The organism is Thalassospira alkalitolerans (assembly GCF_002115745.1).
In the GTDB taxonomy this organism is placed as follows: domain Bacteria; phylum Pseudomonadota; class Alphaproteobacteria; order Rhodospirillales; family Thalassospiraceae; genus Thalassospira; species Thalassospira alkalitolerans.
The window spans coordinates 159,853-173,339 of record NZ_JFKB01000006.1; the positions used below are offsets into that span (position 1 = coordinate 159,853).

General features: G+C 55.6%; 13 protein-coding genes. 9 read left to right on the plus strand and 4 right to left on the minus strand.

What is annotated here, in order from left to right; all coding sequences use genetic code 11:
• The first annotated feature begins 166 nt into the window (after positions 1-166).
• Together TALK_RS10430 and TALK_RS10435 are read left to right on the plus strand one after the other, a co-directional pair.
• On the plus strand, positions 167-1,564 hold the full coding sequence (locus tag TALK_RS10430) for a mechanosensitive ion channel family protein (RefSeq protein ID WP_085618556.1): 1,398 nt from the start codon (positions 167-169) through the stop codon (positions 1,562-1,564).
• 213 nt (positions 1,565-1,777) lie between these two features.
• Positions 1,778-2,626: an SDR family NAD(P)-dependent oxidoreductase gene (locus TALK_RS10435; RefSeq protein ID WP_245829831.1), complete on the plus strand. Its 849-nt coding sequence runs from the start codon at positions 1,778-1,780 to the stop codon at positions 2,624-2,626.
• An 18-nt stretch (positions 2,627-2,644) separates the two neighbouring features.
• Here TALK_RS10435 and TALK_RS10440 read toward each other — a convergent pair whose 3' ends face one another.
• The gene (locus TALK_RS10440; protein ID WP_085618558.1) at positions 2,645-4,003 is read right to left on the minus strand and encodes a YihY family inner membrane protein; all 1,359 of its coding nucleotides are present in this window, start codon (positions 4,001-4,003) and stop codon (positions 2,645-2,647) included.
• Between the two features lie 205 nt (positions 4,004-4,208).
• Between TALK_RS10440 and fabI the strand changes: the two genes are divergently transcribed.
• From fabI to TALK_RS10465, 5 genes are all read left to right on the plus strand, one after another.
• A complete protein-coding gene (gene fabI, locus TALK_RS10445) occupies positions 4,209-5,039 on the plus strand; it encodes an enoyl-ACP reductase FabI (RefSeq protein WP_085618560.1) in 831 nt (276 codons plus the stop codon).
• 80 nt (positions 5,040-5,119) lie between these two features.
• Positions 5,120-6,211, plus strand: coding sequence for a chorismate synthase (gene aroC / locus TALK_RS10450; RefSeq protein WP_085618561.1), 1,092 nt, complete (start codon positions 5,120-5,122; stop codon positions 6,209-6,211).
• A 101-nt stretch (positions 6,212-6,312) separates the two neighbouring features.
• On the plus strand, positions 6,313-7,752 hold the full coding sequence (locus tag TALK_RS10455) for a hypothetical protein (RefSeq protein ID WP_169714999.1): 1,440 nt from the start codon (positions 6,313-6,315) through the stop codon (positions 7,750-7,752).
• Positions 7,753-7,956: 204 nt separating this feature from the next.
• Positions 7,957-8,562 carry a TetR/AcrR family transcriptional regulator gene (locus TALK_RS10460; protein ID WP_085618565.1) on the plus strand — a complete coding sequence of 202 codons (606 nt, stop codon included), beginning with the start codon at positions 7,957-7,959 and terminating at the stop codon, positions 8,560-8,562.
• A gap of 41 nt (positions 8,563-8,603) precedes the next feature.
• The gene (locus TALK_RS10465; RefSeq protein WP_085618567.1) at positions 8,604-9,071 is read left to right on the plus strand and encodes a DUF2269 family protein; all 468 of its coding nucleotides are present in this window, start codon (positions 8,604-8,606) and stop codon (positions 9,069-9,071) included.
• A gap of 23 nt (positions 9,072-9,094) precedes the next feature.
• Here TALK_RS10465 and TALK_RS10470 read toward each other — a convergent pair whose 3' ends face one another.
• Positions 9,095-10,027, minus strand: coding sequence for a DMT family transporter (locus TALK_RS10470; protein WP_169715000.1), 933 nt, complete (start codon positions 10,025-10,027; stop codon positions 9,095-9,097).
• A gap of 236 nt (positions 10,028-10,263) precedes the next feature.
• Between TALK_RS10470 and TALK_RS10475 the strand changes: the two genes are divergently transcribed.
• The gene (locus TALK_RS10475; protein ID WP_085618571.1) at positions 10,264-11,163 is read left to right on the plus strand and encodes a LysR family transcriptional regulator; all 900 of its coding nucleotides are present in this window, start codon (positions 10,264-10,266) and stop codon (positions 11,161-11,163) included.
• Positions 11,164-11,264: 101 nt separating this feature from the next.
• Positions 11,265-11,693 carry a GlcG/HbpS family heme-binding protein gene (locus TALK_RS10480; protein WP_085618573.1) on the plus strand — a complete coding sequence of 143 codons (429 nt, stop codon included), beginning with the start codon at positions 11,265-11,267 and terminating at the stop codon, positions 11,691-11,693.
• A 27-nt stretch (positions 11,694-11,720) separates the two neighbouring features.
• On the opposite strand, the gene TALK_RS10485 is transcribed toward TALK_RS10480, so the two are convergent.
• Positions 11,721-12,464, minus strand: coding sequence for a TlyA family RNA methyltransferase (locus tag TALK_RS10485; RefSeq protein WP_085618575.1), 744 nt, complete (start codon positions 12,462-12,464; stop codon positions 11,721-11,723).
• 82 nt (positions 12,465-12,546) lie between these two features.
• Positions 12,547-13,224 (minus strand): GntR family transcriptional regulator, encoded by a 678-nt coding sequence (locus tag TALK_RS10490; protein WP_085618577.1) that lies wholly within the window; start codon positions 13,222-13,224, stop codon positions 12,547-12,549.
• Positions 13,225-13,487 lie beyond the last annotated feature (263 nt).

Sequence of the window (13,487 nt, forward strand, 5' to 3'; positions counted from 1 at the left end):
ATGGAAAATCACAGGTGACACCGCCAGCAAGGCATAGAATCTAAACATCCCCCGCATCACCTCAATCATGATGACGTCCAAAGCTTGCGCTATCTCGCAGGGATGGTTTTGCGTTACCATATAGAATTGAAAGATATTCCATCGGGCAATCGCATACAGGGGACATATGGAACAATTCTGGAATCCTGATCAGCTTGTGACCTGGTTTGAACAAACCATCATCTGGGTCGAAACCAATATCCTGCTGATCCCGATCCTGTTGCAGATTGCCGCCTGTATGGTCGCCGTTATCCCGGCCTATTTGTTGCGCGGGGTTGTCGCCCGTCAGCTTGCCCGCCTGCAAAACTGGCGGGCACTTTTACATTATGCCGGTTTCCGACGATTGATTGCGGTTTTGCCCAATCTTGCCTTTCCGGTCATTCTGGTCCTGCTGATCTGGTTGATTGATGCCATCGCCATACAGGCCGATTACCCGCACAATGTTCTGCGATTGGTCGCCAGTCTTTTAAATGCCTGGATCGTCATCCGGCTGGGCACGACGATGGTCAATGATCCGGTCTGGGCGCGCAGCATCGCGATCATGGCCTGGGGGCTTGCCGCGCTAAACATTGTCGGCTGGCTGGAACCCACCATTGAATTGCTTGATAGCCTTGCCCTGCATATCGGGCAGTTTCGGGTATCGGTCTTTGGCATCGTCAAGGCGATGCTGTCGCTGGCGATCCTTTTGTGGGTGGCGTCCTTTGCCTCGCGCTTGTTTGAACAGCGCATCCAAAAAGTCCACCGCCTGACCCCTTCAATTCAGGTTTTGATGGCCAAGCTGTTAAAACTTGTTCTGCTGTCGATTGCGGTTTTGTTTGCGCTCTCGACCATCGGTGTCGATCTGACCGCGCTTGCCGTCTTTGGTGGTGCCATCGGTGTCGGTATCGGCCTTGGCCTGCAACGGATTGTCGCCAACCTGATCAGTGGCGTTATCCTGTTGCTTGACCGGTCAATCAAACCCGGCGATGTGATTGCGGTTGGTGAAACATTTGGCTGGATCCAGTCATTGGGGGCGCGATACACCGCAGTTCGCACGCGTGATGGCACCGATTTCCTGATCCCGAACGAAGATTTAATCACCACCCAGGTTGAAAATTGGAGCCACACAGACGTTAAACTGCGTCTTAAAGTGCCGGTTGGCATTGCCTATCACTGTGATCCGCATTTCGCGATCGCGCTTTGTAACGAGGCCGCTGCAAAAGCCACCCGCGTTTTGGAAAATCCCGGCCCCAATACCCTGCTACGCGGCTTTGGCGACAATTCGGTCGATCTTGAAATCCGGTTCTGGATCAATGACCCGCAAAACGGGCGCGGCAATATTATCAGCGAAGTCTTGCTTAATGTCTGGGACAGCTTCAAGGAACACGATATCGAACTGCCCTTCCCGCAGCGCGACCTTCATTTACGCAGCACGGATGGCCCGGTTCAGATTGAACTGACCCGCAAAGACACAGGCATCAACAAAGAGAAAGAAAAAGAGAAAAACAAAGACAACGCCAAAGCCCCCCAGCCCGATACCCCGTAACGCCGCCACGGTATAAATTTCGTTCAGGTTGCTGTCAGTTTGCCCTGTCAGAATGCGCCATCGTCGCAGTCAAGGGCCACATAGGCATGCTTTACCCAAATAATACCGCCCCCGGCCATCCCGCCGCCACCCTCCGCCTTCAAAGCCAAGGCCCCAACAAAGATGGCCTTTCGACTTTGCCCCTGCATGTCACCACCGCGCATAAACGGCGGCATGAAAATGTCGCTTGATGGCAAAACGGTTTACCTGACCGGGGCGACCGGCGGCATCGGGGTCCCCTTGCTTTGCCTGTTGATGGCACGCGGCGCCAAGGTCAGCACCTATGATCGCGGCACACAGGGCGATCTGATGGAACATATCGACACCACATGTAAATCATTGCGTGAAAACACGCCCGATATCCTGATCAACATGGCCGGAACCACCGATTTCAATCATGCCGAACATCAGGATTACGACGCACTTTTAACCCTTAACCTGCTGGTGCCGATGCGCCTGACACAGGCCGTTCTGCCCGAAATGCGCAAGCGCAATCGTGGCCAGATCGTCAATATCGGCTGCATGACCGGTTTGATCGCGCCCCCCCATCTGACCGGCTATGTCGCGGCCAAATCCGGGCTAAAAGGTTTCAGCGACGCCCTGCGCCGTGAATTGATCGGCACGCAGATTACCATCAGTCACATCGCCCCGCGGGCGGTGCATACACCGCTTAACAATGGTAAGGCCGGTATTTTGAACCGGCGCAAAGACATTGCCGAAGACAACCCGCTGCATGTCGCCCTTCGCATCCTCAAAGCCATCGACAGCCACGAAACCGATGTTCGGATCGGCTGGCCCGAACGGTTTTGTGCCCTGATCAACGCCCTTCTGCCGACAATGATTGACAGGGTCTTGCGCAAAAACGCCGCCATTGGCGATGAAATCCTCAGATCGGAAAACAATATGGCGGCACTGGCGCTGGCCCCTTCGGTTTCTATACCGGCCCAAGCCCATGCTTTGGATCAAGTTCAGACCACAACAAATCCCGCCATAAGTCCCGGCAAGATAAACCGGCAGGCCTGAAAGCCGCCCGTTCTGGCCCTAATCAATGGTTTGCGCCATATCCTTTGGCCCGATCTCGTTTGGTTTTTCCTGATGTGCATCGGGTTTTACGATTTCAGGCACCTGATCATCGGGCTTTGGCAGATCAAGCAAGGCAGCAATATCGATATCAAGAACCGATTGCCGTTTCTTTTCAAGCTCCACCAACCGATCCCGCACCGCGCCAGGCCAGCCCCCATCGGCATTAACCAAAAGCAACCGGTCATAATCCAAAAACAGCCCAATCCGCGTCATCAACTGCACCAGCGTAATCCGCGACAAATCGCCCGACAAAAGCCAACGATGGCTTTCCGACCGGTCAATCAGCTTTTCCCGACGAAGGGCCGCCAGCGCCCAGTTAAGGTCGCGCCCCCCCAGTTTCAGTTCCTTCATTAACATGCGATAAGTCGGCGGTTTGGATGCGTCCTGGAAACGGTGCTGCAAATATTCCAACACGCGCAGAACCGCGATGATCCGCTCCATCTGGCCGGGAATTGCACCGCGCGGATCGGGGATCAGACCGGCGGATCGCGCCGCCCGCCATTCAGACCGGCCAGCCGCAACCTGCGCGCCAAGCAAGATCACAATCCAGGTGACATACATCCACAAAAGGAAAATCGGGACGATGGCCACCGCACCATAAAGCGTCTGATAGGTCGGGAAATTGGTAACGTAAAAGGCAAATCCCTTTTTCAGCGCCTCAAACAGGGCCGCAGCAACCAGACCACCGACAAAACCATCGATAATGTCGACCGACCGGTTCGGCATGCCGATAAACAACAGGGAAAACGCAATCGCCGACAACAGGAACGGCGCCAAAAAGGTCAATTGCCCGATCTGCGCACCAAGGGCCTCGCCCCCGACCAGATGGCGCATGGCAAAGATATAAGACGCCAGCGACAGACTAAGCCCCAACAGCATCGGCCCGACCGTCAACATGGTCCAGAACACGACAAGCCGCGATAAAAGTTTGCGCGGGCTGGTAACGCGGAAAACCTCGTTCATTGCGCTTTCGATGGCGCCCAGCAACATCACCGCCGTCAGGCCCAGAACAATGGTTCCAACGGCCGTCATTTGACCGGTATTTTTTAAAAAATTGCCCAGATAGTCGGTGACCTGCGCCCCGGTTTCCGGCAGGAAATTGTTTAACACAACCCCCATGATCTGGTCTTGCCACTGATCAAAAACCGGAAAGGCCGACAGAACTGTCAGCGCAATCGCCAGAAACGGCACCATCGCTAACAATGTCGTATATGATAATCCCGCCGCCCGCTGGACCGACTTGTCATACACAAACCGCATGGCTGCATAGCGCCAAAAACCGGTCCGGTCGTTGAGTATTTGCCCAAATGGAACCATTAAACACTTATCCCTACGCATTTTCCGGTTATAGTGTCGTCAATTAATCAGGATAGCGTGACGACACAAGATAAAACAGGCCAGATTGACCTTGGCCCGGCTTTGTGTAGGATGCGCCCAATGTCTAATGCCTTCTGTGACGGTCGCAGCTTTATTCCGCGCGGCAACCGTACCAGAGAGAGAGATCGTGGGAACGAGAGGGAAAATGAGCTTTTCCGCTGAAAATATTTCCGGCCTGATGGCCGGCAAACGAGGCCTGGTTATGGGCGTCGCCAATGATAAATCCATTGCCTGGGGTATTGCGCGTACTGTGGCTGCGGCCGGCGCCGAGGTTGCCTTCACCTATCAGGGCGAAGCACTTGAAAAACGTGTTCGCCCCCTGGCGGAGTCCGTTGGCAGCGATACTGTCCTGCCGTGTGACGTCACCGACGCCGCCAGCATGGATGCCGTATTTGAAACCCTGAAAGAAAAATGGGGCAAGATCGACTTCGTCGTTCACGCCATCGGTTTCTCCGACAAAAACGAATTGCGCGGGCGCTATGTCGATACCTCGCCAGAAAACTTCGCAATGTCGATGAACATATCGGTCTATTCCTTTACCGCGATCGCCCAGCGCGCGGAAAAGCTGATGACCGATGGGGGCTCGATGCTGACGCTGTCCTATTACGGGGCGGAAAAAGTCATGCCGCATTACAATGTCATGGGCGTTGCCAAAGCAGCCCTTGAAGCCAGCGTAAAATATCTTGCCAATGACCTTGGCCCGGATCGTATTCGTGTCAACGCCATTTCGGCTGGCCCAATGAGAACCCTTGCCGCGTCCGGCATTGGCGATTTTCGCTATATCCTTAAATGGAACGAGTTCAATTCGCCGATGCGCCGCAACGTCACGCTTGATGAAGTGGGTGGTTCGGCGCTGTACTTCCTGTCGGATCTGTCGACCGGTGTCACCGGTGAAACCCATCACGTTGATTGCGGGTATCACACGGTTGGCATGAAACAGGCCGACGCACCTGACATCAACGTTCAGAAATCCTGATCTGAACTTGATATGACGATACGGGCTGTCTTGCTGACAGCCCGTTTTGCCTTGAAACACCTGACTTCTGGATATCTGAAATGGCTGGCAACAGTTTTGGCTCCCTGTTTCGCTTCACCACCTTTGGCGAAAGCCACGGCCCGGCTATTGGCTGTGTCGTTGACGGGGTGCCGCCGCTTCTGGACCTGACCGAAGCCGACATTCAGCAGTTTCTTGAAAAACGCAAACCGGGCCAGTCGCGCTTTACCACTCAGCGCCGCGAACCCGATCAGGTCAAAATCCTGTCTGGCGTGTTCGAGGGCAAAACCACCGGCACGCCGATTGGCCTGATGATCGAAAATGTCGATCAGCGGTCCAAGGATTACGGCGAGATTAAAAACCAGTTCCGCCCGGGCCATGCCGATTACACCTATTGGGAAAAATACGGCATTCGCGATTACCGTGGTGGCGGGCGTTCTTCGGCACGCGAAACCGCGATGCGAGTGGCCGCTGGTGCAATTGCCCGCAAGGTTTTGGGCGATGACATCAAAATCCGGGGTGCGCTGGTCAAAATGGGCACCAAGGAAATCAACCGCGATAACTGGGACTGGGACGAGGTTAATAACAACCCGTTCTTCTGCCCCGATCCAGCCGCCGTTCCGGTCTTCGAAGAATACCTTGATGGCCTGCGCAAAGACGGTTCCAGCGTCGGTGCCGTGATCGAAGTCGTCTGTTCCGGCGTTCCGGTCGGCCTTGGTGATCCGGTTTATGACAAACTTGATGCCGATCTTGCCAAGGCGATGATGACCATCAATGCCGTCAAAGGTGTTGAAATCGGCAACGGGTTCGAAGCTGCCGAACTGACCGGCATCGAAAATGCCGATGAAATGCGCATGGGCGAAGACGGCAAACCGATCTTTGGCTCCAACCATGCTGGCGGCATTCTTGGCGGGATTTCATCGGGTCAGGATGTTGTCGTGCGCTTTGCCGTCAAACCGACCAGCTCGATCTTAACCCCGCGCAAAAGTGTCGATATCTTTGGCAAAGACGTCGATGTCGTCACCAAGGGCCGCCATGACCCCTGTGTTGGTATTCGCGGCGTCCCGGTTGGCGAGGCCATGGCCGCCATCGTTCTGGCCGATCATTTGCTGCGCCATCGCGGCCAGTGTGATGGCTGGAACCGCAACAAATAACCTTCTCCAACGCACCGTCAATTTAATCGGTTAACTTTGTCACAAGTCCGGTTTCGCATCGTCAACGGTGCATGAACCCGACATTGTACAAAGCCCTCATCATGCTGGCATCTGCGAACAAACCGGCCTCGGCGTCAAAGCCTGCCGGTCGGGATACTGGTTTGGGCAATCGCACCGTCCTTTATGCCGATGAACCGGTCGACTTGCCCGATTGGGGCATTGCGGCCCTGCCCGCCATGATCCTTGGTGCCGCACCGCAAAGCTGCCTGTTCGTCAAAGACCTTGTCATTGACCCGATGCCCGATGATGACGACGATACCAGCATGGACACAGGCGACGAAACCACCCCGGCCACGCCATCGACCGTTTCCTTTTCTCTCACCGTCGACAGTGCACCCAAAAAATCCGAAAAACTGACCCAGCGCCAAATCACCTGGCAGCTTTCCATGCCGGTTTCGACATTCCGTCAGGTCACCACCAATGCCAACAGCACCCCCGTGCGTGCGCCCGTAATCCGCACCCGGATGCTTTTGCGAAATGTCGAATGCGATGTCGAACTGGGCCTGCTTGAAATGCCCGGTATCTCCCAGCCGCTGCTGATCGGGCGCGACACCCTGGCTGATCGCTTCCTGATCCGGCCCGATCACGACAAATCCGCCCCGGCAAAACCAGCCCCCTCGGCAACGCTATCGACCGCCCCTGATACCAAGCCTGATACCAAGCCAGACACCAAACCCGAAGCCCCGACGGGAACGGCAACACCAGCCGATGCAGCACCGACAGCGACAGCAGTCCCGGCAACTGCGGCAGCTACGGATACCGCCACGACGACACCTTCCACCACTCCGGCCAGCACCACAACGGATGCCAGCGGAACTGCGACACCTGCAACCGACGCGGCAACGCCCACAAACCCAACCGACGCAACTGCAGCGCCAGCCGTCAATGATACCGCTGCGACCGAGGCAGCGACGGTGCCAGCAACGACAGCAGAACCAACCGCCGATGCCACCACGAGCACTGCGGCTGATGCTGATGCTGATGCTGATGCTGATGCCAATGCAGATACGACCACAGCACCAACGGCCGACACAGCCGCCCCCACCCAATCCCCGGACGCAACCCCGGCATCGGACACCGCAACGCCCCCGGCCACAACAACCGATCCGGCAACGCCCGCGACCGGCGGCACGTCTGAGGCGGATAGCAACACCACACAGTCCCCGGATACGGATACCGCAAATAGTAATGCGGCGACGACCTCGGCGCCCGCACCGGATACGGACAACAAACCGGCATCAGATGCCCCCCCGGCCAAGCCCGCCACGCCGACCGAAACCACATCCGACACATCCAGCGCCACAAACGATGCATCGTCATCCGATACTGCCGCCAGCGCCAGCGACACCGCGCCCAAAACCACATCAAACAGCGACACCGACAAAACCCCGGACGCCAAAGCACCCGATGACGCCAATAGCGCCGATAACGCTGGTGCAGCCACCGACACAACGCCAACCGACGCCGCTACCAAGTCCTGAGCCAACACCAGGCGCCCCGGCTCACCGCCCGCACGCTCAGATATTTTGCTTTCCCCCGGTTTCCGACCCGGGGCTTCCAAATCAACGACATGCCTCCCCAGAACCAACTGGACCGCCCGATGGGCGGTTCTTTTTTGCTTGTATTTAGGGGATCAAGCCTATAATGTTAACAAAGTTAACATAAGAAAAACGAGATACGAGCTTATGGGGAAATACCACCACGGTGACGTCCGCAATGTTTTGTTGCAACAAGCTGAAAACATCCTGACCAAAGAAGGCCCAAGTGGTCTGTCACTGCGCCGTCTGGCACGCCTGACCGGAGTTTCAGAGGCCGCGCCCTATCGCCATTTTGACGGTAAGGATGGCATTTTGGCGGCAGTGGCGATTGATGCGCTGGAACGCTTTGCCGAAAGGCTGGAAAATGTTGCAGCACAGGTTGAAAACCACCAAGAACGCGTCATGGCGCTTGGCGCGGCCTATGTCCATTTTGCTGTCGATTTCCCGCAACATTTTCGCCTGATCTTTGGCCGGGAACGTCCGCCGCTTGATCAATATCCCGAATTGCGCGAGGCCGCCGACAATGCATTTGATGTCTTGCAACGCGCCGTCACCTCGGTTGATCGCAGCGCGAATATGACGCTTAACGAGGCCGCAACGGCCTATAACCGCGCACTTGCCGCATGGAGCCGCGCACATGGCATCGCCATGCTGGTGATTGACGGCATGATAGTGCCGCCCGCCGATCAGAATCTTGATGATTTTGTTCTGGGATTACTGGCCGAAGATTTGACCGCGCCTGAACACCATTAATTCAAACGCCAGACCCTCGGCAAAATCAAGAGACCCCGCACATGGAATACACCACCGTCAAATTCATTCACCTGCTGGGTGCTGTCTTGTTTCTGGGCAATATCATCGTAACGGCGGTGTGGAAAAGCCTTGCCGATCGTACCGGCAATCCGGTGATCATCGCCTTTGCCTGTCGGCTGGTGAATATCACCGATCTGGCCTTTACCGCACTAGGTGCTGCCTTGGTGGTGATTGGCGGCATTGGCCTGTTTCATGCCGGGGGCATCGCAATTTCCGATAGTCCGCATCTGACGATCGGCATCAGCCTGTTTGCCATGGCGGCGGTTTTATGGCTGACCGGCTTGCTGCCGTTACAGCTTTATATGTCAAAGCTGGCGGCCAAAACTGCTGCTGCGGGCCAAGCAACAATGCCTGAAGCCTATGGCAAATGCGTCAAGCTCTGGACCGTGCTTGGCATTATCGCAACCGTGCTGCCACTGGGCACATTATGGTTCATGATTGCGCGCTAAACTGCCCCTTTGCCCCCTGCCGCCTATAACGTTCGGCGACGCCTTGTTGCAATCAAAAGCGCAACAATCACCGATCCGCTGCCCATGATATGCCACTGGTTCAGCATCTCTCCCAGAATGACCGCGCCAAGGATTGATGCAACAAAGGGCTGCAACAGCAAAATCATCGATCCGGTTGCCTCGTCCACACGTTTCAGCCCAACCGAAACAAGCCCCTGCCCCAGCGCATGAACCAAAACCGCAAGTGCGAGCAACGAAAGCCAACCGGTTATATCGGGTGGCAAAACAAAATTGCCCTTGATCGCCATCATGATGCCAAGGGCAACCACGGTGGTCAGGGTGCTCCAAAACATGATCGAAGTCGCATTGTGATGGCGGCGCAACCGCGCAATCACAATTAGATACCCGGCATAGAAAAATGCCGCCAGAACCGCAAAGGCATCGCCCCGCATTGATCCCGCCCCGGCATCGCTGGCGCGAAACAGGAAATAGCCCCCGATAATCGCAAACGGCACCCCGCACCAAAACATCACACCGGGCTTGCGTGCCACCCCGAACAGGCCCAATAACCCGATAATCACCGGCGCCAGGTTATTAAGCAAAATGGCATTGCCGACCGTGGTCATTTCAATCGCCATATGACATGTCACCAGATCACCGGCAAATAAAAGACCGGCAAGGATCATCAGGCCCGCATCCCCCCTGCCGGTCAAAACACCGGCAAGGCGACCCACCCGGTTTGACAGGGGCGTAATCGGGCGATCAAGGGACCGGGATGATGATCCCGCCGGCATCAAAAAGACGACTGCGCCCAAAAGCGGGGCCGAAAGCGCAACACGCCAAAAAGCCGAGGCATCGGGCGAAACACCGCTAAACCGCACAAAGACCGGACCAAGCCCCATCAGAATTGCCGAGACCGCAAGGGCAACAACCGCCCAGATTGTGGACTGTACCAATGGTAAGACTCCGCTTTGGCCATGCCCCATTCCCGTGGTGGCGGAGGGAGCAACAGACGTACTTCCGGCTGAATGCATGGCTTGGGTCATGGTCGGGTCTTTCGAAACGGTGGCGATGTCGGCCCCGGGGGTTTCCCCGGTTTGTGCAAAACATGCCTTGGCTGATGCACTTATCTTGCAGCGATGCTATATCGAAGTGAAATTGCTTCGCCTTATCGTCGGGATAAATTGCGCTTATGGCCCTGCTTAATGTCGATATTGACCTGCTCAGAACCTTTCTGACCGTACTTGAAACGCAAAGTTTCACCAGAACGGCCGAACGGCTTTTGCGCACGCAACCTGCCATCAGCCAACAGATCAAAAAACTTGAAGAAACCGTCGGGGCACCGCTGATCACCCGTGATCGCCAACGCATCACCCCGACCACCACCGGCCTTGTCGTCAAATCCTATGCCGAGGGTATTATCGGCCTGAACGACAAAATGCTGGCCGATCTTCTGGATGCCGCACCTTCGGTTTTACGCATCGGATTGCCTGATGATTACGCGGCGGTCTATCTGCCGGAAATTCTGCGCGTGGCGGCATTGCGCCTGCCCGATACGGAAATAAGCTGCCATGCCGATCTCAGCCGCAATCTTGGCAAACGCGTTGCCAGTGGCGAACTTGATCTTGCGATCCTGACCGCCGATCTGGAAACACCGTCCCTTCATGTCATATCCGAACCGCTTGTCTGGGTGGCCGACCGGCAATTTGATCTTGATGCGCGGCCCTTGCGTCTGTCGGTGTTTCACGAAGGATGCGTCATCCGCAGTTCGGTCACCAAGATTTTAACCAGCCACAACATCCCGTTTCACATCAGCCACAGTAGCAATTCAAACTCGCTGATCATCACAGCGGTTGATGGCGGTCATGCCATTGGCGTCATGCCGCGCTGCACAGCACAACATGCCGGGCTGCATATTATTGACGATGCGCAGTTGCCTGCTTTGCCAAAGGTTGATGTTTCGCTTTTGGTACGTGATCAGGCGACACCGGCAATCCGCGAACTGGCAATTGGTGCCATTGCCGCCCTTGCACCAGCCGGAAGTGACGCCAGCGACCTTGGCAGGATGATCGCCGTTGCTTCCACGATGTGAAAAGACGTTTTATCAGGTTGATCCGTCATCAACCCGCCCCCTAAGATGCCGCAGATTTTAACCTAGAGCATTTTGCCCTAAAACCTGCCGGAGCCCCTCCAATGCTGACAATCAAACGCCTGTCGATCGACGATGCCAAAATCCTGATCGAAGGCGCGCGCAACCGTGCAACCGAAATCGGCATTCCGATGTGTATCGCAATTACCGATGAATCCGGTGTTTTGATTGCATTTGAACGTATGGATGGCGGCAAGGTCACCAGCACGACCATTGCCCAGGACAAAGCCTTCACCGCCGCAGGTGCGCGCAAGGCCACCCACGAATACGCCGCCGTCGCCCAGCCGGGCATGGTCGCCTTTGGGATTGATTCCGAATGCAACGGCCGCTTGTCAATTGTGGCCGGTGGATTGCCGGTTTCGGTAGACGGGGATGTCGTCGGCGGCATCGGGGTCAGTTCCGGCACCCCGCCCCAGGATCAGGATTGCGCCCAGGCCGGGATCGATCATTTCCTGAAAGTCATCGGCAAGTAAGACAAACATTTTGGCAGGAACCGGCAATTATAGCGCCGGTTTCCGCCCACCGATCAAAAACTCAACATTGCCTTCCGGCCCGGTAATCGGGCTGGTCGCGATGCCCAGCACTTCCCATCCCATCAGGTTTTCCAGCCAATCGGAAATCGTATCACAAACTTCCTGATGCAGTTCCGGTTCTCGGACCACACCCTTTTTCCCGACACGTTCCTTACCGACCTCAAACTGCGGCTTGATCAACGCAATCAGCCAGCCGCCCGGCTTGACCAGTTCCATACTGGCCGGAAGAACGGTGCGAAGGCCGATAAAGCTGGCATCGCAAACGACGATATCAATTGGATCGGGAATTTGTTCGGCGGTGATGTGGCGTGCGTTGGTCTTTTCCATCACCACAACGCGGTCGTCATTGCGCAGTTTCCAGTCAAGCTGCCCCTGCCCGACATCAACGGCAAAAACCTTGGCCGCACCGTTTTGCAACAATACATCGGTAAAGCCCCCGGTAGAGGCCCCAACGTCAACACCGGTAAACCCGGTAACATCAAGCCCGAACTCGGCCAGACCTTTTTCAAGTTTAAGCCCGCCGCGCGATACCCAGGGATGGGGTTGCCCGCGCAGTGTCAATGCGATGTCTTCCTTGCATTGCAGCCCCGACTTATCAAGCCGTTGCTCGCCGCTAAAGACATTGCCTGCCATTATGAAAGCCTGTGCCTTGGATCGGGTTTCCACCAATCCGCGTTCCACAAGCAATTGATCCAAACGTTTCTTTGCCATGCGCGTTTTTTAGCGCAAAGCCCGGCAAAGGTCACGCATGGTTTAAGAGAAATCATCGGGGAATTGTCGGAAAATTATCTGCTCAGCTTGCCAGTGGTTCCAGATAACCACGCGGGACAATCGCCAAAAGATCATTCAGCGCCTCGCCCTGAACCGCAACGTGCTGATGCATCAACTTGGCCGCCCGTTCGGCATCACCGGTCGAAATTGCTTCAAGAATACCGGCATGTTCAGCGTTGGATTTCTTGACCCGGCCCGGCCGGTGCAATTGCAAACGGCGATACGGTGCCAAACGGTTGCGCACATTCTTGGTCTGACGTTCCAGAAAACTGTTGCGGCACCCGGCATAGATCACTTCGTGAAAATTAACATTGGCCTCGTAATAGGCATCGGCATCGGCATGTTCTTGAAGCTTGTCACATTCACCACCAAGCGCCAGCAGCTTTTCAACATCAACACGCGCCATCCGGCGTGCGGCAAGGCGGGCACACATGGCTTCAAGTTCGGCCATGACTTCGAACATTTCAATCAGATCGGCCACCGTGATCGATGCCACAATGGTCCCGCGCCGGGGCATGGTCGCGACAAGTCCCGATCCGGCCAATGTTTGCAAGGCTTCGCGAACCGGTGTGCGGGAAACGCCAAACCGTTCGGAAAGGCTGCGCTCGTCCAGCTTGTCGCCGGGCTTTAAAACACCGGTAACAATATCGCGTTCAAGTTTTTGAACCAGATCGGTGGCGAGCTTGCCGTTCCGTGCCATAAAAAGCCTCATCCTTGCGCTGCATTCGTGGTATACCAGAGCACACAAAATGGTACTTCGCAAAGCCTTTTATATGCTGCTCCGCGTCGTTTTCATACTGCACTGCAAAAGAAAAACATCAAGAAACGGCCGAATTGGCAGCAATCCTTGAAAGCGCATCTGTGGCACTGCAATAGACATTTCTGGTATACAAAAACTCGTGGACAGCATGCCAGAAATCTGTAACGCTTTTGATAGTACGAAATCCGAACCAATAAAAAGAA